The following is a 20,632-nucleotide window of genomic DNA, read 5'->3' as shown; positions in this document are numbered from 1 at the left end:
GCTTTTTGAACCTATATTATGCGCTTTACTAAGCAATACTCACCTCATCACACAAATAAACATCCTGAATGGCGTGAAGCAGCGCTACACCTTCCTGCATCGGTTTTTGAAAGGCTTTGCGACCAGATATCAAACCAGTTCCGCCAGCGCGCTTATTGATAACTGCTGTTTTTACGGCTTCTTGGGTGTCATTCTGTCCCGAAGCCCCGCCAGAATTGATCAAGCCCGCCCTGCCGGCAAAGCAATTGAGTACTTGGTAGCGGCATAGGTCAATAGGATGGTCGGAAGAAAGCTGTGTATACATCCTTTCATCCAACTTCCCATAACTGCTTTTACCCATATTCAACGCTTTGAATCCGCCATTTAATTCGGGTAATTTTTGCTTAATAATATCGGCTTTGATGGTTACCCCCAAGTGATTGGCCTGTCCGGTCAGATCTGCTGCTAAGTGGTAATCTTTATCTCCGACCTTGAAAGCCGAATTACGCAAATAACACCATAGTACCGTCGCCATCCCCAAGGAATGTGCTTCCTCAAATGCTTTTGCTACTTCAATAATCTGCCGGTCTGATTCTTCAGATCCAAAATATATGGTTGCCCCTACCGCAACAGCACCCATATTCCAGGCTTCGCGAATTGTTCCGTACAAGATTTGGTCTGCGCGATTGGGATAAGTCAACAATTCATTATGATTGATTTTAACCAAAAACGGAATCTTGTGTGCATACTTTCGGGCAACAGCTCCTAATACACCAAAAGTAGAAGCCACAGCGTTGCAATTTCCTTCCAAAGCTAGCTTAACAATATTCTCTGGATCAAAATACTGTGGATTTGGCGCAAAAGACGCTCCGGCACTGTGTTCAATACCTTGGTCCACGGGCAATATTGACAGATACCCCGTATTGGCTAAACGGCCCGTTCCAAAAAGTTGTCCCAAACTTCTTAAAACTTGTGGACTACGATCACTTGAATTGTATACTTGGTCAATAAATGTTGACTGCGGAAGATGAAGCATTGTTTTGGAAACTGCAGGTTGATCAAAATCTAACAAATAACTCGCTTCAGTACCTAGATGGGCCTGTATTTTTTCGATGTATTGCATAATTTATTTAAAATAACGTGATGGAGTTTACTCTAATCTTTAAAATAAAACTTCAAAAAGCACAGAATGTTTTAGCGCATGTTATATAGTAAAAAAAACTTAACTTTGACCATGTTATATTTAGTTCCAACACCTATTGGCAATCTGGAGGACATGACGTTCCGTGCGGTCAATGTCCTAAAAGAAGTGGACCTCATCTTAGCAGAGGATACAAGGACCAGTGCTCCGCTTTTAAAACATTTTGGAATCGACAAAAAAGTATTTGCGCACCATCAGCACAATGAACATAAAGCGGTCTCGGAAATCATTAAATTCTTAAAAGAGGGACAAAACATTGCTTTGATTTCAGACGCTGGAACACCGGCTATCTCGGATCCGGGATTCTTACTGGTACGCGAGGCCATCAAAGAAGGACTGGAGGTTCAGTGCTTGCCCGGAGCAACTGCTTTCGTGCCAGCGCTTGTCAATTCGGGGCTTCCCAACGACCGCTTTTGTTTTGAAGGTTTTCTGCCGGTAAAAAAAGGAAGACAAACGCGCTTAAAAACCTTAGCAGAAGAAAAACGAACGATGATCTTTTATGAGTCACCGCATCGTATACTAAAAACAATAGAAGAATTTATCACAATTTTTGGAGCTGAAAGACAAGCTTCGATATCTCGGGAATTGAGCAAACTCTACGAAGAGAATGTGCGCGGAACATTAACTGATTTAAAATTACACTTTGAAAACAATCCGATTAAAGGAGAATTTGTATTTTGTGTAGCAGGATTGGAATAAATTTTAACAATCTTTATGTAATTAAAAAGTATTTGACATGAACATGGAACAATTTGCACAGGATGGGCAGGACATAAAAATCATCGAAAAATTGGTTACTAAAGTCCAGGATATGCTTACTCCAGGAGAAAAAATAGATTATATCGCAGTTCAAAAGAAACCTGCAGTAACTATATTACCGGATAGTATTACCATCAGTAATAAGCGCATATTTATGTGCGAGTTCACTAAATTGGGCTTGGCTACTGATTTCGAAATTTTCGGCTGGCAAGATATCAAAGATATTGCTTTCAAAGAGGAAATCTTCGGTTCGAAAGTGACTGTTATTCCTTTTACTGGGGAGAATTTGAGCATAGACTATATCCCTAAAGTTCAGGCCAGAAAATTGTATCAATATATTAAAGCGGCACTTGAAAATTATAAAAAAGCTGAGTTGGCCGCTGAAAAGGAGAAAATAGTGATTGCTCCAACTGTCGCAAAAGAAGTGGTTATCGAACGGCCAGAAAGTAATATACCGGTTCAGCCAGCGGTTACTTCGCCTGCCCCATCCGCACCACAATCTTATGGTTCGGCTCAGCCAACTTCGTCAGCGCCAGTTCAGGCACAGCAACCGATCGGATCCACCCCTACTGTTCCTTCAGTTTCGGCAGCTCCTATCTCACCTGCTGCGGCAAAGGAAGAGGAGGACGATGAAATTACCTTAAAGCTCAAAAAATTAAAAACGCTCTTCGATAAACAATTAATTACCCAAGAGGAATACGAGAGTAAAAAGAGAGAAGTTTTATCCAGTTTATAATTATAAATGGAAGAAAATATATTGTGAAAAATAACTATCTACTGGCACTTTTAAGTGCCTTTTTATTGTGGCTGGGCTGGCCTCCGATACCCTATTCCAGTCCCTTGTTATTTATTGGATTTGTTCCTTTGCTGATTGCTGTAGAGAACATTATCCGCAATGAAACATTCCAAAAGAAAGGCCGAAAAGTATTCCTTACCGCGGGCCTAACTGCGGCAGTTTGGAATACAGCCTCGATTTATTGGGTATATAATTCTATATCGGCAGTTATGCCACCCTTTGCAGCTGTAATTATAAGTCTGATACCTTTTTGCTTAGGCGCAACATTAATGGCGGTGACTTTCTGGCTATATGGGCAACTACGACGCAAAACAAACGTAATGCTATCCCTTTTCGGATTGATGGGATTTTGGATAAGCTACGAATTTCTACATGAATCCTGGGATTTAGCTTTCCCCTGGATGACATTAGGAAATGGTTTCGCCAGTTTCCACCAATTGGTGCAATGGTATGAAATCACGGGAGTCTACGGTGGAACCCTATGGATCTGGCTGGTCAACATCTTGGTATTTACACTTTACTTAAATCGGAAGGGATTTTATCCGATCAAACGTAAAATAGTTCCAATTGCTGTATTAACTGCAGTGTTACTAATCCCCAGCACCTACTCGCTGATACGTTACGTTAACTATGAAGAATATCAGAATCCCGCACAAATCGTCGTTGTTCAGCCCAATATTGACCCTTATATTAAATTCAATATAAGCCCTGAGGAGCAATTAAACACATTATTCTCCTTATCAAATTCGGTCGCTAAACCCAATACCGAGTTTTTTATCTGGCCTGAAACTGCGCTATCGCAAAACGGCGATTTCGATGAGGAGAACTTTAGGGAAACCTATTCTTACCAGCGCATCTTAAAATTTTTAGATCAGTATAAAAATGGCAATGTACTTTCAGGTATTGAAAGCTATCAGCTGTACAACGATGCCAAAACGCCAACTGCACGCGAAATAGCTCCTCATGTTTATCAAGATAATTTCAATGCCGCGACATTGATCGATTATTCTTCCAAACTACAGTTTTATCATAAGTCCAAGCTCGTTCCGGGGGTAGAACAAATGCCTTTTGGTGCAGCCATGAACTTCTTAAAACCGCTATTTAAAGCATTCGGCGGCACTACGGGAGGCTATGGAAAACAGTCCGAACCATCGGTATTTTATGCGCAAAGTGGCATTGGTGCCGCACCGGTCATCTGTTACGAATCCATTTGGGGCAATTATGTTGCTAAGTATGTCAAAAAAGGAGCACAGTTTATTGCGATCATCACCAATGATGGCTGGTGGGGAAATACTTCGGGCAAAGACCAACATTTACAGTATGCTAAACTACGTGCGATTGAAAACAGACGATGGGTGGCTCGCTCTGCCAACACAGGGATTTCTGGCTTTATTAATCAACGGGGAGATATTGTGCAACAGACCAAATGGTGGCAGCCTGCGGCCCTCAATCAGGAAATTAATTTAAATGAAGAAATTACTTTCTATACGCAAGCAGGTGATATTGCCGCTTATTTGGGTTTGGCGATCGCATTAGGAGGAATTTTGATCCTGATCGTGGTCAGACGAAAAAAGGAACTCAGAACAGAAAAATTCCCATCCCATACGCTCCAGCGCAAAAGGATCTAATTCTTAGAAACCGCAGTACTCAGGCACCTACCAGCGATAATTAGGAAATTAAAATGATAAAAATAAGTGATTTGATACCTGTAATTTACTTGAGAGATTTGTAATTTTGCCGCATGCAAGTATATTTTGATAATGCTGCGACTACAGCCTTAGATCCTGAAGTAATAAAAGTAATGATCGATGTGATGGAAAATAACTTTGGTAATCCATCCTCAATCCATAGTCACGGACGACAAGTAAAGACAATTGTAGAAAAAGCACGTAAAACGATTGCCAATTTGCTTCATGTGTCTCCTGCAGAGATATTTTTTACATCGGGTGGAACGGAAGCAGACAATATGGCTATCGTGAGGTCGATAACCGACTTTGGGATAACCCATGCCATTACCTCACCTATTGAGCACCATGCCGTATTACACACCTTAGAGGAACTGCAAAAAGCAGGTAAAGTGCACCTTGACCTGCTGGAGGTTGACGAAAAAGGCAATTTAAATATCAACCAGCTGGAAGAGCTTTTAAATAGTAACCCACGTACTTTTGTCTCCATTATGCATGCCAATAATGAAATTGGAAATCTCAACGATATTCACCGTATCACCGAGTTATGCCAAAAGTACAATGCTATATTTCATTCCGATACTGTGCAGACTATGGGGCATTATCCACATGATCTTACTCAACTTAAAATAGACTTCGTCACAGGAGCTGCTCATAAATTCCATGGCCCGAAAGGGGTCGGCTTTCTTTATATAAACGCCAATAACAAGATCAAACCTTTAATCTATGGCGGAGCACAAGAACGAAATATGCGTGGCGGAACAGAAAATGTATATGGTATAGCAGGACTTGCCAAAGCGCTGGAACTTGCCTATGAAAACATGGAAGAACATCATACTTATATTCAGGGGCTCAAATCTTATATGATTGACGAGTTGCTGAAAGCAATACCAGACATTGGCTTTAATGGCGTTATCGAACCAGACAAATCATTGTACACCGTATTGAATGTTTCTTTCCCTTGCAGTAACCTTGCCGATATGCTCCTTTTCAATTTGGATATTGCAGGCATATCATGCTCTGGAGGCAGTGCATGCAGCTCAGGGACCGACATAGGCTCTCATGTATTGAATGCGATCAAATCGAGCGCTGAACGCCCCTCGGTGCGTTTTTCATTTTGTAAAAATAATACCAGGGAGGAAATCGACTTTGTCGTAAAAACGTTAAAGGAACTTTGTACAAAAAACCAATAGTACTTCCCGATAAAGCTTGAAAAGTTGCTCCCATATGAAAATAAAGCATCGATCATATGTTCGAATGTCTTAAAGACTAAAATAAACTCAAAAACAAAAAAGCCGGAAGTACAACTGCCGGCTTTCTTATTTTTACATCATTTATATAAAGTGAACTCAATTTTTCGTCAGAACATAGTATTTGGATATATCTCCAGTAATGTCATTTCCTGAGAGATCCAGCTGACTGAGCATCCTATTTCCAAGTTTGAATTTATAATCTACACCATCTAAGGTAATAATATTGCCATCCAACTTCCACTTTCCTTCCCGAACAAACACATCCTCACTTTTATTTAGATATTTAGATGAATATTGATAAGTATTGTCAGCATGTAAAGAAATGAGTGTTTCAATCCCATCACAATCCGCACAAGGCATTACGCCTTTATACTCACCAATCACTACTTCCGCCTTATCTCTTCCTTTAAGATCCTGTAAATTATCTTTGTAGACGGCTACACTTTGTTTGGGATTATCACATCCCACCATTCCAATTATCAACCACAAACCCACAATCCAAATATACCTTTTCATCACATTCTAAATTCAAAAAAATCAGCATCTAACAGTTACACCAATAAACTCATAACAAATTAAATACCAAAAAATTAGAAAAGATTAAAAATCATCATCATCATCCTCTGCCAAAACTGCCAATGCGCCCTGCAACTCGCCCAAGGCATGGAAATTACGACTCTTGCGGGCGATATCGATTCCAGCTCGGTACGTAGCAATCGCCGAATCCTGTCTACTTAATTTTTCGTACAATTTACCCAAATGATAGTAGGTTCCTACATAATCTGGATTCGACTGTACTAAATCCTCGAATCTCGACATAGCCTCCTGCTCATTCCCCTGCTTGAGATATTCAGCTGCAATCGCATATTTCAAAAAAGGATCCGCTGGGCTCTCTTTCAAAAATTCATTCAATTGGTCCAATCGTGTTGACATATGTTTTTTATTTCAAACTTAGACAAATTGAACTTTATATCCAATATAATACGTATACCTAGTGATAACAATCCACATCCCTGTATGATAGAAAAAAAACCATTACTCTTCTAACCCTTGAGAAATCTATACTTATCCAAAAATTACTATGCTAGCATACAAAATGACAATTTGCTGACGAAAAAAATCTGTTGTCAAAAATCACTTGTTCAAAATGAAAAATTACAAAAACAGCAACAAAAGCATTAAAAATCTTGTTACATCAAAAAAAATAATGTAAAAATGCCTGAAAATTTTAAAAATATTCAATATCGGTCAACTGCCATCGCTAGGGATTTTGGTTGATCTGAAACTTTTTAATTAAATGAAAATATGGTAAGTTTGGGTAAAACCAATCGTATATGAAAATATTAGTTTGTATAAGTAATGTCCCTGACACTACATCCAAAATCACTTTTACAAATGACAACACTGCATTTAATACAGCTGGTGTACAATTCATTATAAACCCTTATGATGAAATTGCTTTATCTAAAGCAGTGGAATTGGCCGAAGGTGGAAAAGGAACCGTAACTGTCATCAATGTGGGGGATGCATCGACAGATGCAACCATTCGAAAAGCATTGGCAATTGGCGCAGATAACGCTGTACGGATAGATGCCGTTCCCCGCGATGCTTGGTTTGTTGCGAATCAAATAGCAGCGTATGCCAAAGACAATGCATTTGACTTAATTTTAACTGGTCGTGAATCTATCGATTATAATGGTGCTCAGGTGGCGGCAATTATAGGAGAATTGCTGCATATTCCTTCTGTTTCCATAGCCAAAAAAGTCGAGGTTGCAACTGATATGGTGACTGTTGAACGTGAAATTGAGGGTGGGAAAGAAGTGTTAACAGCCAAGTTACCACTCGTCATAGGTACAGCCGAAGGTGTTGCTGAGCCTAAAATACCCAATATGCGTGGTATTATGAGTGCACGAAGCAAACCGTTGGACGTGGTGGAACCGTTCTCCGTAGAACTTCTAGCTCATATTGTCAACTATGAGACACCAGCTCCACGAGGTACGGTCAAACTTGTTGACGCTACCGAGGTAGAAAAATTAGTTTCTCTTCTTCATGATGAAGCTAAAGTTATTTAATCTTTAAACGCTAAAACACTATGTCAATACTTGTATATGTAGAAAATACCGATGGAAAATTCAAAAAATCTGCTTTTGAAGTTGTTTCGTACGCCAAATCCATCGCCGATGACATACAGACTGATGTTGTTGCAATTTCAATCGGGAATGTTGCCGAAGACGAACTCGCCGCTTTGGGCAGATATGGTGCTTCGAAAGTATTAAATGTCAATCAGGAACAACTTGCTTCTTTTGTAAACCAAGCTTATGCTAGTATTATCGCAGAAGCTTTAAAAAGCACGGATTCAAAATTGCTTGTCTTATCCAATTCATTTTCCGGAAAAGGACTCGCTCCGCGTATTGCGGCGAAATTGCAGGCCGGGTTAGCCGATGGCGCGCTCGAATTACCCCACATTACGGATGACAAACTTACAGTCAAAAAAACAGCATTCTCCAATAAAGCTTTTGCTACACTCGAGCTCAGTTCAGAGATCAAGGTCATTGCGTTAAACCCCAATGCGTACGAAACTAAAGATGTTGATGGAAAGGCTATAGTCGAAACCTTTGCGCCAAGTATTGACCAACTAGATCTTTCAACCGTGGTTAAGGAGATTGTGCGCGCAACAGACAAAGTCTCTTTACCGGAAGCTGAAATTGTGGTTTCTGCAGGCCGCGGGCTCAAAGGCCCCGAAAACTGGGGAATGATTGAAGAACTTGCGGATGTGCTAGGTGCAGCTACCGCATGTTCGAAACCTGTATCCGATGCCGGCTGGCGCCCCCATTCGGAACACGTAGGACAAACAGGTATTGTAGTGAGCCCTAATCTCTATATTGCGATTGGTATCTCTGGTGCAATTCAACATTTGGCCGGGGTGAGCTCCTCGAAAACCATCGTTGTCATCAATAAAGATCCGGAAGCTCCATTTTTCAAAGTGGCCGATTATGGAATTGTAGGAGATGCTTTCGACATCGTTCCAAAATTGACGCAAGCACTGAAGGCTTATAGAGGTATTTAAACCTTTTATCCCATATATTCTCCCCATTTATTGAAAATGAATGGGGAGTTTTTTATTGGTTATAATTGCATATAAAAGCAAATTTATCTAAGTTTGTAAACCGGTTTGAAATTAAAATGAAGAAAATCAGATTAGATATCGTTGGTTTATCCTATAGTCAAACCCAATCAGGGGCTTATGCCCTGGTATTAGGTGAAGTGGAAGGCAACAGAAGATTACCCATCATCATCGGCAGTCACGAGGCTCAAGCTATTGCTATTCGGATAGAAAAAATGATTCCTAGTCGCCCGCTGACACACGACCTATTTCAATCCTTTGCAGATTCATTTGGAATTCAGCTTATTGAAGTGCTTATCTACAATCTAATTGAAGGCATATTTTATGCTAAAATTATCTGTTCCGACGGCAACAAAATTGTAGAGATTGACGCGCGCACTTCTGATGCTGTTGCACTCGCTGTACGGTTTGAAGCCCCCATATATGCCTACGAATTTATTATGTCCTCTGCAGGAATTATTATTGAAGGGCATGAGTTCGCATTTTTGGAAAATCTGGACAAATCCAACAAAGTTCAGGACCCAAGTGTTGTTGAGGTCGAAGAAAAAACACCGTCAAAGTCCCCACAGAATCCTTTCTCGGCATTGACAAATGAGCAATTGGAACAAGCACTTAATCAGGCATTGACCGAAGAAAACTACGAACGGGCTGCGTTGATTAGGGATGAGATTTCCAAAAGAAAATAACGCCTTTCATTAGAGCGAAACAAAATTTTAAATAACATCATTTATGTCTATTAAATTAAGATTGACCATCATGAGCTTCTTTCAGTTCTTTGTCTGGGGAGCATGGTTGATTACAATAGCTAACTATTGGTTTGGCACAAAGCAATGGGATGGTACGCAATTTGGAGCCATTTTTGCGACAATGGGAATCGCATCTCTATTTATGCCTACACTGATGGGAATCATTGCCGATCGGTGGATAAATGCCGAAAGATTATATTTTATTCTTCACTTATGTTATGCAGGTGTTTTATTCTATTTACCTCAGGTAAATGATCCAAACACCTTTTTTTATGCGATGCTTGCGGCGATGTGTTTTTATATGCCAACGTTGGCGCTATCGAATTCCATCGCTTATACTGCACTAAATGAAAACAACTACGACCTGGTCAAAGCGTTTCCCCCTATCCGGGTTTTTGGCACGATCGGTTTTATCGTCGCGATGTGGATCACCAATTTAACGGGTAGCAAAGCAACGGCCTTTCAATTCTACATCGCCGGCACTGCAGCGTTGGCTTTAAGCCTTTACGCGTTTACGTTACCAAAATGTCCACCGAAAAAATTACAACAGGAAAATGCTTCTTGGACACAATTATTAGGTCTGGAAGCGTTTAAGCTTTTTGGAAATTATAAAATGGCCTTGTTTTTTATTTTTTCCATGTTCTTAGGTGCAGCACTCCAATTGACCAACGCCTACGGTGACGTATTTTTGGATGAATTTAAATTCTACCCTAAATTTGCCGAATCTTTCGTTGTGAAATATTCGACAATCATTATGTCAATTTCACAGATATCCGAAACCCTCTTTATTCTCGCTATTCCATTCTTCCTCAAAAGATTCGGAATAAAAAAAGTAATGTTGATTTCTATGTTTGCCTGGGTATTACGTTTTGGATTATTCTCATTTGGGGATCCCGCTGGTGGACTTTGGATGATTGTACTATCTTGCATCGTATATGGCATGGCCTTTGATTTTTTTAATATTTCAGGTTCACTGTTTGTCGAAACCTCGACAACCTCCAGTATACGCAGTTCTGCCCAAGGTTTATTTATGATGATGACAAATGGTTTTGGCGCCGTTGTAGGCAGTTTTGCCTCTGGATGGATCATTGACCAATACTTTACCAAAAGTTTTCAGCATAGCAAAGATTTAGCCCAATACCTGGACACAACAGTGAATAACACCCACTTTCTACATTTTTTAAAGGAAAAAAATATTTCGATCTTACCTGACGGTGTTTTAAGTGGCAATCTTATGCTAAAAGACTGGCATGATATCTGGCTTGCATTTGCGCTTTACACCTTTGTTATCGCAATCCTTTTTGCTTTATTCTTTAGACATAAACACGAGCGTTAACCGCTAAGCTTAAAATAAAAAAAGCCGCAGTTAGCGGCTTTTTTTTTTGTAAAAGACAAATCGGATGTATGGATGCTATTTTACTGTTAAAGATTTTTTTAACCACATGGGCAGTCAGTGATAACAAAGTTTAAACGAATTTTACCACGACGGGGGTAAAAACAGTGAAAGGTAACCTGGGGAGATTACCTTCACTTTAAAAACAAACTAAATTTTCAGACGTGTTTCACAACAGATCTACACATTAACCCTAACTCTTTATGAATCAAAAATTACTCTATACAAATATAGGCGACATATGTTAAGTGTATCTTAAGCTATCTTTAAACTTAAAACAACGCTAAAAAAGTTTTTATCTCACCTCTATCATTTTCGTTGCCGCATGTACTCTATTGAAAAGATCGATCGCCTGAACCTCAATCTGATATTTTCCTGCTTTAAGTTTTGGCAGATTAGCGGCCCACAAATGGCTTGATTTTTCCGGGTTGGAAGGTCTACGGGTGTTCTTCAATTCAGTTGCTGTATCATATTTAGCCAATGAATTTAGAAATGCCGGATCGTTTTCATTTACAAAGTCCATCTCTTTCCATTCCCCCTGATTGATTCTAAACCTGACCTTATCGCCCTCCTTTCCAATAAAGAAATTAGCGTATATCGGATATCTTTTGGTGTACTTTTCCGGAATAACCGAAGCTCCGTATAAGTCGATCTGATACGATGCCGGCTTATCGACAACCTTGTAATCGAAACTGTATTGATTATCCTCAATTTTCAAAATAGCATATCCTTTTGGTGTACCATCCCGCATCGTAGAGACAGGAATCCCTTTCTCATTCAACTCGCCAGAGTACCAATCACCCGATGTAGTGCCTACGTTATATTCGTGATGTGCCTTTTCTTGTTTCCATCCGTCTTTTTGCCCATAAAAATACTGACGTTGAAAGTGTGTATGTGCTGATAAAGACAAGGTATGCTTAAATGGAGCCAAAATATCGAAAAGACGTTGTCTATCTTCATTTCGAAAGACATCTGAGTTTTGATGGTATAAAGGAATATGGAACGCCAATACAATCAGTTTATCTTTGGCAACGTTTTTTAAGTCATTTTCCACAAAATCTAACTGATCTTTACGGAATCCACCTAAATACCCTTTTCCTGTGCGTGGATTCGGATAAATAATATTGTCCAGAATAATAAAATGCGCGTTTCCATAGTTGAATGCATAGTTGTTGGGACCAAAAGTTTTCTCAAACGATTCATCGGAAAGACTATCCACTTTTGCATCATAATTCATATCATGGTTTCCCATGACGTTATACCACGGCAATCCCATGGTAGAAATCACCGACTTATATTTTGGCTGTAGGGAAAGATCATCGCCCACCAAGTCGCCTAAGCTGATGCCAAATTTTGCAATTGTCTTATCCGAAATTTCATTGATCACCCCGTTTTTGAAATAGGCCAGTTCTTCCTCCGTGTAGGCCTGTGGATCACCGAAAACGAAGGCCGAAAAGTTTGGTTCTTCTTCTTGCTGATACAAAGCAAAATTCACCGCAGCCGGGATCTTCCCTGTAGCAACGACGGCAGGGTATTTTGAAACTGGACTGCCGTTCAATTTATGGATATAATAGAATTTTGGATGATTATTTTCATCCAAAGGCAAGACATAACCTGACGGTTTGACGACGAAAATGATATTGTCATTCCCAATGGGTAATTGATAATTACCATCTTTATCTGTGGTAGTTACCTCACGTCCGTTACTAACAGAAACAGACACAATACCTTTTTCATTTTTATCTAATTTTCCGTTTTTGTTTACGTCCAAATAAACTTTTCCTTTTGCAAAATCTTGTGCGTGCGCAGCATGGACGAATGCCCACGAAATTGCTAATGCCAAAAATGTTCTCATATGTTATTTTGTTTTGGCGCTAAAGTATTCCATTCAGGTTAAAGGAGTATAAAGAGAATATCAAGAATTCATCAAGAAACGAAGGGTTTATCATCAAACCAACTTACTAATTAACACATATTTAATACTAAAGTAATAGGGATATTATTCGTACTTTATACGCATTCATCCGAATGAGGTCCCTATCAGATCGCTGTTAGTTCCGTTTAAAGTACCTGTTATTTCAGGTTGTATTAGTAGACTGACCTTTGTTCTTCCTCCGAAGTCTTACATAAATGATCCGAGAAAAAAGAGTGGATACAAAAAAAGGGAAACCAATTGCTTAATTTCTCCTTTTACCGTTAGTGTCTATTTCTTAACTATCTTGCCTGCGCGGTCGCCAACATGCGGTTGACTTCATCAATCATAGACTTTGCCGCGTCATGCATGCGCGGATTGCCTGCGAAATCGGCATCTAAAGTTATATGTTTGGATTTATCTTTATAGTTGAATTCCAGATAAAAACGTGGAATCTTAGAATTTGTCGAATCCTGCTGCCATTCGGGACCTGTCATATCTGTATCTAGATTCCAAAACCCCAGCTCCATGGCTTTGCGATGGAGATACAATAGATCGTCTTTTGTAAATTTTACAGTATCGGTAATTAAAGAATCTTTTTTGTCTAAATATTTATAGATACGCGTTTTAGAATTGTATTCATTGACCATGTGGTTCGGCTCGCCGTATTTGAATTCTATGGATTCAAAATCAGCAAAACGAAAAGGGGCATTTTTGATCATATTACTATAGTAATAAACACAATACATCAAAAACGGCACAATAATACAAAGGCCCAAAAAAATCTTCTTACTCTTTATTGTCATTGCTATAAATTTTGACAAAAATAAGGATTTATATAGGGTATAAAAGTTTATATCAAGATATGACATAAAACCTACATGAGTTACTGCGATCTAGATATTAGGAGAGCCTGCGTCAACAAAGGTCTTGGCATACCAGCTATCGGAAAGATCAGATATAATAACGCCCTTGCGCGTTGACACATGCACAAACTTATTATTATGAAGGTATACACCAACATGATCTATCCCGTTACGCCCGAACGAAAAAAATACGAGATCCCCTTCTTGAAGTTTATCGACCTTTTTTCGCTTTACTACTCCTTCCATGTCACGGGAAGTGCGCGGCAAATTTCCTTTATATACTTCCATGTAGAGCAGATTTACAAAGCCCGAACAATCCACACCGGATTTGTTCTGTCCACCCATACGATGCGGTATTCCCATCCAGTCATCGATAAAAGAGTAAAGGTGTGGATTTAGCTTTTGGGCACTCACATTAAGTAAGTCGGCATAACTGTCAAGCCGAGATCCCGAAAAGGACCTTCCTCGCGCAGAACTAGCATCTGTCAAAACGCCCCCCTTAGCAGGATGATAATTAGCGATAAGTACTTTTTTCTTTGTTGAACAACTGCTCAAAAATAGAACTACACCCAAAAAGAAGACGAAATAAAATCTGACAATCATGCTGTTCAATTTACGTTGTTGCCTAACAAACTTAACTAAATTGCGGTTTATATGCAATACATTTACCGTGTTGCCAAAAACATTTTGCGGTAATTACCACTTTTATAACCCCCATCTAACACCATCGACTATTGGCGAATTTTCACCAATGAGGTATCAGCTACATCTATTCCACTGCGCCCCCCCTCGAAAGATTACTTTTCTCGCTAAGAACGTCAGATCAGGAAAAGAATTGTTCAGAAATCGTAACTTTGACGCCTAATTTATTTGAGAATGGAAAAATTAAAAGGTGCATTAGCTGTCTTTTTAGGTGCAAGTAGTTTCGGAATACTATCAACGTTTGTAAAAAAAGCTTACAGTAAAGGACTGACATTAGGCGAAGTAACGGGAATCCAGGTCTTGTTTGGCATGCTTATACTGTGGCTTATTTATATTACCATTAAACTCTTTTCGGCAAAGTCGTTTCAATCTTCAAACAAGAAATCTTCCTGGGTCAAAATATTAATCAGCGGTACTTCTACCGGTCTGGTGAGTGTTCTCTATTATAAATGTGTTCAGCTCGTTCCCGCTTCATTAGCTATAGTCTTGCTAATGCAATATATCTGGATCGGCGTGCTTATTGAGTTTATCTTTTTCAAGACAAAACCTTCAAAGAACAATCTGATCGGCATTGGAATTGTACTTATTGCAACATTATTAGCGACTGGACTCATTGAAAAAGGATTACAACAACTCAATTTAACCGGTGTGTTATTCGGTCTTTTGGCGGCGACTGCCTATTCGGTCTTCATGATTGTAAATGGGCGTGTCGGCAATGACTACCACCCCATTCAAAAAAGTGCTATTATGGTAACAGGTTCTTGTATCCTGATCTTCACTTTATTTCCACCGACTTATTTATTCAATGGTCAATTTGATGATAATTTTTTCTATTTTGGATTGATACTTTCTTTATTTGGTACAGTCATTCCGCCATTATTGTTTGCCTATGGTTTACCTAAAACTGGATTCTCCTTAGGAGGAATATTGAGTTCGGCCGAACTGCCTGTGGCGACCTGTATGTCATTTTTCATCCTTCATGAAAGTGTATCGACTATTCAATGGCTTGGGGTGCTTTTGATCTTGGGTACCGTTATCTGGTTAAATGCAGCAAAGAGTAGTACACATTAGAGTTAAAGATCACCTTTCGGTCAGCTTTCTGCAATCAATTTGAGGATATCTATCCGAATACAGCAATTAAACCTTCGCGGTGTAGTAGACACCGACGGCAACAAAAGCGAATGAAAGTTCTTTCTGGCAATGACAGCAAATAACTTTCATACAAAAGAGGCAATCTTATTAGAGAAGATTGCCTCTTTTGTATGTTATAAATCTTTATTGAACTAATGAATCAATGTCTCTGGAACTTCTTCCACCCCGACTTCACAGGAGTCCGTTACTTCCATATATTTTACCGGCACGACCTCATTCACCAATAAGGGATCGTATAAAGTCCGCACTTTAACATAATTTTTAGAGAAACCATGCATGTAACCGTCTTTCTCATCAGCCTCAAACAATACGTCTCCGATTTCTCCTAATTGAGATTCATAGAAAGCACGACGCTTCTTCTCGGAAAGGATATGCAACATTTTGCTCCGATCACTACGTTGAGCTCCTGGTACAGCGCCCTCCATTTGTGCGGCAATCGTATTCTCTCTTTCAGAATATGTAAATACATGCAAATACGAAATCTCCATATCGTTCAAGAAATTATACGTATCGATAAAATCCTCACGTGTCTCTCCCGGAAATCCAACAATGACGTCAACGCCTATACAGCAATTGGGCATCAGAGATTTGATAAACGCGACGCGCTCTGTATAGAGCTCCCTTTTGTATCTTCTGCGCATCAAACTCAGAATTTTATTGCTTCCAGACTGTAAAGGCATATGAAAATGTGGAACGAAACGTTTTGATTGCGCTACAAACTCAATAATATCATTGGAAAGCAGATTGGGTTCTATTGAGGAGATACGAATTCTATCAATACCTTCGACATCATCCAATGCTTTTACCAGATCAAGGAAGCGGTCTTCTCGCTTACCATCGCGGATACCAAAATCGCCAATGTTTACCCCTGTTAACACAATTTCTTTAACCCCGGAAGCTGCAATTTCTTCCGCCTGTCGTACAATTTCTTCAATTTTACCGGAGCGGCTTCCGCCGCGTGCTAGGGGAATCGTACAAAATGTACATGAGTAATCACATCCGTCCTGTACTTTTAGGAAAGTGCGTGTACGATCACCAATCGAATAAGCAGATACAAATTGATTGGTCTCATCAATCGGACCATTATAAACGATTGTCTTTTCCTGTTTGGTCAAATCATTGATATGCTCAATAATATTAAACTTTTCAGCAGCACCCAAAACCATATCTACACCAGGGATCTCGGCGATCTCTTTTGGTTTTAGCTGCGCATAACAACCAACAATCGTAATATAAGCATTGGGAGAGTGCTTTAAAGCTTCCTTAACCACTTTTCTACACTTCTTGTCAGCATTATCCGTTACCGAACATGTATTGATTACATAAACGTCAGCACGACTATTGAACGCTGTGGTATCATAGCCCGCTTCTTTAAATAAACGACCAATGGATGATGTCTCCGAATAATTCAGTTTACACCCAAGTGTATAAAAAGCTACTTTTTTATTCTCCATAATATTTTGCAAAATTACATTTTTTTTCAGTAACCCATCTTATCATTTTGAGTTTTGACTTTCTCGTTATAAGGATTTTCCTTAGTTTTGACTATCTTGAAAGGCTTAATGCATCAACAGCTTATCACAGGCTGACGAAATCAAATTCGAACATCATGCATTCAAATATCTCCCGATTGAGAATCAGACATATAAAATAGGGCTAATCGTTCCCACACAGTTCGATAATAGCATTGATATTTAATATTTAACAATTACTTTTTTACAGATGAAACAATATTTAGATTTACTCAGACATGTATATACGAATGGTGTTGTAAAGACAGATCGTACTGGCACAGGTACCAAAAGTGTCTTTGGATATCAGATGCGTTTCAACCTTCAAGAAGGTTTTCCTCTAGTAACGACAAAAAAATTACACCTTCGATCCATTATCCATGAGTTAATCTGGTTCTTAAAGGGCGAGACCAATATTCAGTATCTCAAAGAAAATGGCGTAAGCATTTGGGACGAATGGGCTGACGAACAAGGAAATTTGGGCCCGGTGTACGGATCGCAATGGCGTTCTTGGCCAACACCTGATGGCCGTCATATTGATCAAATCGCACAAGTAATTAATCAGCTTAAAAATTCGCCGGATTCCCGTCGTATTATTGTATCGGCATGGAATGTCGCTGAAATCGAACATATGGCATTGCCACCTTGCCATGCCTTTTTTCAATTTTATGTCGCTCCAGCGCAACCTGAAAAAGGAATTTTAAAGCCACAATTGTCTTGTCAACTCTATCAGCGTAGTGCGGATATATTTTTGGGCGTACCTTTTAACATTGCATCTTACGCACTTCTCACCATGATGGTTGCCCAAGTGTGTGATATGGAAGCGGCAGAATTTATTCATACCCTAGGGGATGCGCATATTTATAGTAACCACTTTGAACAAACGGAACTTCAGTTGAGCAGAGAGCCCAAAGCGCTACCCCAGATGAGAATTAACCCCGAAGTAAAAGATATTTTTGATTTCAAGTTTGAAGATTTTGAATTATTGAACTACGAATCACATCCGCATATCAAAGCTCCGGTTGCTGTTTAATAATGACGGCAGCTAATTTTGCAACATTCTTTTATCGGACGAATAATCACATTATATCAACAATGAGCAACCCAACGATCACATTAATTGTCGCTGCATCGGAAAACAATTCCATCGGAATCAACAACAAGATGCCTTGGCATTTACCAAACGACTTTAAATATTTCAAGAAAAATACTATTGAACATTCTGTACTGATGGGCAGAAAGACATTTGAGTCCATCGGTAAAGCATTACCGGAAAGAAGGAATATCGTCATCACACGCAACGCAGATTTTCAAGGCGAAGATATTGATGTCGCTAACAGTATTCAGGAAGCTCTTTTATATTGTCGCGACGAGCGAGAGATATTTATTATTGGTGGTGCAAACATCTATCAGCAGGCCCTTCCACTCGCCAACAAAGTACTTTTGACACGGGTGCATACCACCATTAAAGGAGATGCTTTCTTTCCTGCATTACCATCCGAAGAATGGGAATTGGTTTCCTCAGATTCGCATCAAGCAGATGAAAAACATGCATTTGCTTATACCTTTGAAGTTTATACAAGAAAATAGTTCTATGTTTACGAATTTCAAAACGCAATATCATGGAGCAAAAAGCTCCATGATCCTATGGACATTACGTTTCGTAATTTTCTTACTGGGTACCTCGAACAGAGCTCTCGCACAATTTAGCCCGCCAACCACGATACGAACTCCTAGTGGGAACGTTACTTTACCGGGCTTATATACCCCCCGGTTCTATTCTTTCAATAGCGAACCGATAAGCAGTAGGTATAAATTTTATATTGTTTTGAAAAATGACAGCACCGTTGTTGCAAAAACAAAAATAAAATTAAGAACCACAACGGCACCCAGTGAAATATCCTGGCGGGAAAAAGGCAAGAAACATACGGTAACGCCCGATCAGACGAAAGAAATCTATCGGATAGATTATTGGAACAAGAAAATAAAAGGCATTCCACAGGACAGTTGCTGGTTATTTTTGGTCGACACTGTCAGTCATGAACAGCGAATCCGCCGCTATAGCATGACCGCTGATATCAATCAACCTACCATATCGCATTTTAAAATGGAAAAGGCGAAGGAAATTTTACCACTGAAAAAAGAAACCTTGGAGCCTTATGTAGAGGGAAATGAAAAAGCAAAAAAACTCCTATCAAAAAACAAATTGTTAAAAGTTATAGAAGAGCTTAATAGACAGGAATCAACAAGCGCGACACTTTGATCTAAAGCACATGCACAAATACTTTATCTTAATTTTCACCCTATTCATGTCAGACGCATACGCTCAAAAGATAGATACTGTTTACCTGGAAAAATTACTTCAAAGTCATCCTGATCTATTTCAAAACATATTGAGTCATCCGACTAAAAATGAGGTGCAAATTCTGTATACGCAAATTGATCGTGACAAATCCAATAGGCCACATTTCAGGTCCTATAGCTATCGACTGAATCCGAACTGGTATTTTTATCCCGCAAGTACAGTGAAGCTGCCGACAGCAATTCTGGCCTTAGAAAAAATCAACGATCTCCATCTTGCAGGTTTAACCAAAGATACTCCCCTCCGCATTGATTCTGCTTTTGAAAAGCAGACTAAGGTTTTTGTGGACGAATCGGCCGCCAATGGTCTTCCTTCCGTGGCACAATATGTAAAAAAAATCCTATTGACCAGCGACAATGATGCCCAGAACAGACTGTTCGAATTTATTGGCCGTGCTGAGCTCAATACAAAACTTAAAAAATATGGTACCCAATACAGCCGCATTGTCAACCGCCTCGCTATTGGCGACAAGGGCATATGGGCCAAACATACCAATCCTATAACCTTTTACAATGGAGAAAATATTATTTATAAACAAGAGGCACGGTTCGACCCCAAAGACTATCCCATCAAGCTGGCCAATACCCTTCAAGGAAAAGGCTATATGAACGACAAAGATGAGCTAATCCATGAACCCTGGAGCTTTGAAGGATTAAATGTCTATGCACTCCAAGATCAACAGCTCATCTTGAAGAAATTGTTATTTCCTGAAGCATTTCAGCCTAAAGATAGATTTAACCTGAAAAAGGAGGACTACGCACTGCTCTATGATTATATGTCGCGCTATACCTTTGAGTCGGATTTCCCGAAATATGACTCCACAGAATTCTGGCCAACATATAGCAAGCTCCTTTTTTATGGCCGTGAAAAAAATACGACCTTAGATCCCAACATACGGATCTTCAACAAGTATGGTGATTCTTATGGCTATAATATTGATAATGCTTATATCGTCGACTTTGAACATGGGGTGGAATTTATGCTCGCCGTTGTTGTACAGTCTAATGAAAATGGCATCTACAACGATGGACGCTATGAATACGAAACGGTAACCTACCCATTTTTAAAAAATATCGGGCAGGTAATTTATCAGGAAGAATTAAAAAGGGTAAAAAAGTTTAAACCTGATCTATCTAAATTTGATTTCAGAAAATAAAATACAAAAAGACGAGGCTGTCTCAAAATGACAGT

20 protein-coding genes are annotated in these 20,632 nt (G+C 39.4%); 13 read left to right on the top strand and 7 right to left on the bottom strand.

The genetic code is table 11. The features are described 5' to 3' along the window. Positions 1-28: 28 nt before the first annotated feature. A complete protein-coding gene (locus B2W36_RS10260) occupies positions 29-1,102 on the bottom strand; it encodes a class I fructose-bisphosphate aldolase (RefSeq protein WP_293887632.1) in 1,074 nt (357 codons plus the stop codon). A 111-nt stretch (positions 1,103-1,213) separates the two neighbouring features. Here B2W36_RS10260 and rsmI point away from each other — a divergent pair, with 111 nt between their 5' ends. The 4 genes from rsmI to B2W36_RS10240 all read left to right on the top strand — a co-directional run bounded on the left by rsmI (position 1,214) and on the right by B2W36_RS10240 (position 5,613). Continuing rightward, the gene (gene rsmI, locus B2W36_RS10255; RefSeq protein ID WP_209576571.1) at positions 1,214-1,879 is read left to right on the top strand and encodes a 16S rRNA (cytidine(1402)-2'-O)-methyltransferase; all 666 of its coding nucleotides are present in this window, start codon (positions 1,214-1,216) and stop codon (positions 1,877-1,879) included. 37 nt (positions 1,880-1,916) lie between these two features. Continuing rightward, complete coding sequence (locus B2W36_RS10250) at positions 1,917-2,675, top strand: PH domain-containing protein (RefSeq protein WP_209576573.1); 759 nt, start codon at positions 1,917-1,919, stop codon at positions 2,673-2,675. Positions 2,676-2,698: 23 nt separating this feature from the next. Beyond that, positions 2,699-4,363, top strand: a complete 1,665-nt coding sequence (gene lnt / locus B2W36_RS10245; protein ID WP_293887631.1) for an apolipoprotein N-acyltransferase — start codon at positions 2,699-2,701, stop codon at positions 4,361-4,363. 113 nt (positions 4,364-4,476) lie between these two features. After that, positions 4,477-5,613, top strand: a complete 1,137-nt coding sequence (locus B2W36_RS10240) for a cysteine desulfurase family protein (RefSeq protein ID WP_293887630.1) — start codon at positions 4,477-4,479, stop codon at positions 5,611-5,613. A gap of 156 nt (positions 5,614-5,769) precedes the next feature. Here the strand turns inward: B2W36_RS10240 and B2W36_RS10235 are convergent, their stop codons facing one another. Continuing rightward, positions 5,770-6,189: a copper resistance protein NlpE gene (locus B2W36_RS10235; protein WP_293882150.1), complete on the bottom strand. Its 420-nt coding sequence runs from the start codon at positions 6,187-6,189 to the stop codon at positions 5,770-5,772. 84 nt (positions 6,190-6,273) lie between these two features. Continuing rightward, complete coding sequence (locus tag B2W36_RS10230) at positions 6,274-6,606, bottom strand: tetratricopeptide repeat protein (protein WP_209576582.1); 333 nt, start codon at positions 6,604-6,606, stop codon at positions 6,274-6,276. Between the two features lie 401 nt (positions 6,607-7,007). Between B2W36_RS10230 and B2W36_RS10225 the strand changes: the two genes are divergently transcribed. The 4 genes from B2W36_RS10225 (at position 7,008) to B2W36_RS10210 (ending at position 10,879) form a co-directional block, all read left to right on the top strand. Further along, the gene (locus B2W36_RS10225) at positions 7,008-7,745 is read left to right on the top strand and encodes an electron transfer flavoprotein subunit beta/FixA family protein (protein WP_293887629.1); all 738 of its coding nucleotides are present in this window, start codon (positions 7,008-7,010) and stop codon (positions 7,743-7,745) included. Positions 7,746-7,765: 20 nt separating this feature from the next. Then, entirely contained in the window at positions 7,766-8,740 is a 975-nt protein-coding gene (locus tag B2W36_RS10220) for an electron transfer flavoprotein subunit alpha/FixB family protein (protein ID WP_293882144.1), read from the top strand. A gap of 116 nt (positions 8,741-8,856) precedes the next feature. Continuing rightward, the gene (locus B2W36_RS10215) at positions 8,857-9,483 is read left to right on the top strand and encodes a bifunctional nuclease domain-containing protein (RefSeq protein ID WP_209576588.1); all 627 of its coding nucleotides are present in this window, start codon (positions 8,857-8,859) and stop codon (positions 9,481-9,483) included. Positions 9,484-9,526: 43 nt separating this feature from the next. Then, entirely contained in the window at positions 9,527-10,879 is a 1,353-nt protein-coding gene (locus B2W36_RS10210) for a nucleoside permease (protein ID WP_209576590.1), read from the top strand. A 352-nt stretch (positions 10,880-11,231) separates the two neighbouring features. Here B2W36_RS10210 and B2W36_RS10205 read toward each other — a convergent pair whose 3' ends face one another. From B2W36_RS10205 to B2W36_RS10195, 3 genes are all read right to left on the bottom strand, one after another. After that, positions 11,232-12,791 carry a calcineurin-like phosphoesterase family protein gene (locus B2W36_RS10205; protein WP_293887628.1) on the bottom strand — a complete coding sequence of 520 codons (1,560 nt, stop codon included), beginning with the start codon at positions 12,789-12,791 and terminating at the stop codon, positions 11,232-11,234. A 359-nt stretch (positions 12,792-13,150) separates the two neighbouring features. After that, positions 13,151-13,570, bottom strand: a complete 420-nt coding sequence (locus B2W36_RS10200; RefSeq protein WP_293887627.1) for a hypothetical protein — start codon at positions 13,568-13,570, stop codon at positions 13,151-13,153. A 174-nt stretch (positions 13,571-13,744) separates the two neighbouring features. Next, positions 13,745-14,317, bottom strand: a complete 573-nt coding sequence (locus B2W36_RS10195) for a C40 family peptidase (protein WP_293887626.1) — start codon at positions 14,315-14,317, stop codon at positions 13,745-13,747. A 273-nt stretch (positions 14,318-14,590) separates the two neighbouring features. On the opposite strand from B2W36_RS10195, the gene B2W36_RS10190 reads away from it, so the two are divergent. Next, positions 14,591-15,487: an EamA family transporter gene (locus B2W36_RS10190; protein ID WP_293887625.1), complete on the top strand. Its 897-nt coding sequence runs from the start codon at positions 14,591-14,593 to the stop codon at positions 15,485-15,487. 212 nt (positions 15,488-15,699) lie between these two features. Here the strand turns inward: B2W36_RS10190 and mtaB are convergent, their stop codons facing one another. Next, positions 15,700-17,022, bottom strand: coding sequence for a tRNA (N(6)-L-threonylcarbamoyladenosine(37)-C(2))-methylthiotransferase MtaB (gene mtaB / locus B2W36_RS10185; protein WP_293887624.1), 1,323 nt, complete (start codon positions 17,020-17,022; stop codon positions 15,700-15,702). Between the two features lie 268 nt (positions 17,023-17,290). On the opposite strand from mtaB, the gene B2W36_RS10180 reads away from it, so the two are divergent. From B2W36_RS10180 to B2W36_RS10165, 4 genes are all read left to right on the top strand, one after another. Next, positions 17,291-18,112, top strand: a complete 822-nt coding sequence (locus B2W36_RS10180; RefSeq protein WP_209576601.1) for a thymidylate synthase — start codon at positions 17,291-17,293, stop codon at positions 18,110-18,112. Positions 18,113-18,174: 62 nt separating this feature from the next. Continuing rightward, entirely contained in the window at positions 18,175-18,669 is a 495-nt protein-coding gene (locus B2W36_RS10175; protein ID WP_293887623.1) for a dihydrofolate reductase, read from the top strand. 4 nt (positions 18,670-18,673) lie between these two features. Beyond that, positions 18,674-19,342 carry a hypothetical protein gene (locus B2W36_RS10170; protein ID WP_293882125.1) on the top strand — a complete coding sequence of 223 codons (669 nt, stop codon included), beginning with the start codon at positions 18,674-18,676 and terminating at the stop codon, positions 19,340-19,342. Positions 19,343-19,388: 46 nt separating this feature from the next. Continuing rightward, complete coding sequence (locus B2W36_RS10165) at positions 19,389-20,597, top strand: serine hydrolase (RefSeq protein WP_293882123.1); 1,209 nt, start codon at positions 19,389-19,391, stop codon at positions 20,595-20,597. Positions 20,598-20,632 lie beyond the last annotated feature (35 nt).

Source organism: Sphingobacterium sp. UBA3549, assembly GCF_002376635.1.
Lineage (GTDB): Bacteria > Bacteroidota > Bacteroidia > Sphingobacteriales > Sphingobacteriaceae > Sphingobacterium.
The sequence above is the reverse complement of the archived record's forward strand: the minus strand, read 5'-3'. Positions and strand labels throughout refer to the sequence as shown.

What these genes read in the sequence shown, in the direction of transcription:
- B2W36_RS10260 (WP_293887632.1), bottom strand. Translation starts at nt 1,102, where the DNA reads ATGCAATACATCGAAAAAATACAGGCCCATCTAGGTACTGAAGCGAGT.
- rsmI (WP_209576571.1), top strand. Translation starts at nt 1,214, where the DNA reads ATGTTATATTTAGTTCCAACACCTATTGGCAATCTGGAGGACATGACG.
- B2W36_RS10250 (WP_209576573.1), top strand. Translation starts at nt 1,917, where the DNA reads ATGAACATGGAACAATTTGCACAGGATGGGCAGGACATAAAAATCATC.
- B2W36_RS10240 (WP_293887630.1), top strand. Translation starts at nt 4,477, where the DNA reads ATGCAAGTATATTTTGATAATGCTGCGACTACAGCCTTAGATCCTGAA.
- B2W36_RS10235 (WP_293882150.1), bottom strand. Translation starts at nt 6,189, where the DNA reads ATGAAAAGGTATATTTGGATTGTGGGTTTGTGGTTGATAATTGGAATG.
- B2W36_RS10230 (WP_209576582.1), bottom strand. Translation starts at nt 6,606, where the DNA reads ATGTCAACACGATTGGACCAATTGAATGAATTTTTGAAAGAGAGCCCA.
- B2W36_RS10225 (WP_293887629.1), top strand. Translation starts at nt 7,008, where the DNA reads ATGAAAATATTAGTTTGTATAAGTAATGTCCCTGACACTACATCCAAA.
- B2W36_RS10220 (WP_293882144.1), top strand. Translation starts at nt 7,766, where the DNA reads ATGTCAATACTTGTATATGTAGAAAATACCGATGGAAAATTCAAAAAA.
- B2W36_RS10215 (WP_209576588.1), top strand. Translation starts at nt 8,857, where the DNA reads ATGAAGAAAATCAGATTAGATATCGTTGGTTTATCCTATAGTCAAACC.
- B2W36_RS10210 (WP_209576590.1), top strand. Translation starts at nt 9,527, where the DNA reads ATGTCTATTAAATTAAGATTGACCATCATGAGCTTCTTTCAGTTCTTT.
- B2W36_RS10205 (WP_293887628.1), bottom strand. Translation starts at nt 12,791, where the DNA reads ATGAGAACATTTTTGGCATTAGCAATTTCGTGGGCATTCGTCCATGCT.
- B2W36_RS10200 (WP_293887627.1), bottom strand. Translation starts at nt 13,570, where the DNA reads ATGATCAAAAATGCCCCTTTTCGTTTTGCTGATTTTGAATCCATAGAA.
- B2W36_RS10195 (WP_293887626.1), bottom strand. Translation starts at nt 14,317, where the DNA reads ATGATTGTCAGATTTTATTTCGTCTTCTTTTTGGGTGTAGTTCTATTT.
- B2W36_RS10190 (WP_293887625.1), top strand. Translation starts at nt 14,591, where the DNA reads ATGGAAAAATTAAAAGGTGCATTAGCTGTCTTTTTAGGTGCAAGTAGT.
- mtaB (WP_293887624.1), bottom strand. Translation starts at nt 17,022, where the DNA reads ATGGAGAATAAAAAAGTAGCTTTTTATACACTTGGGTGTAAACTGAAT.
- B2W36_RS10180 (WP_209576601.1), top strand. Translation starts at nt 17,291, where the DNA reads ATGAAACAATATTTAGATTTACTCAGACATGTATATACGAATGGTGTT.
- B2W36_RS10175 (WP_293887623.1), top strand. Translation starts at nt 18,175, where the DNA reads ATGAGCAACCCAACGATCACATTAATTGTCGCTGCATCGGAAAACAAT.
- B2W36_RS10170 (WP_293882125.1), top strand. Translation starts at nt 18,674, where the DNA reads ATGTTTACGAATTTCAAAACGCAATATCATGGAGCAAAAAGCTCCATG.
- B2W36_RS10165 (WP_293882123.1), top strand. Translation starts at nt 19,389, where the DNA reads ATGTCAGACGCATACGCTCAAAAGATAGATACTGTTTACCTGGAAAAA.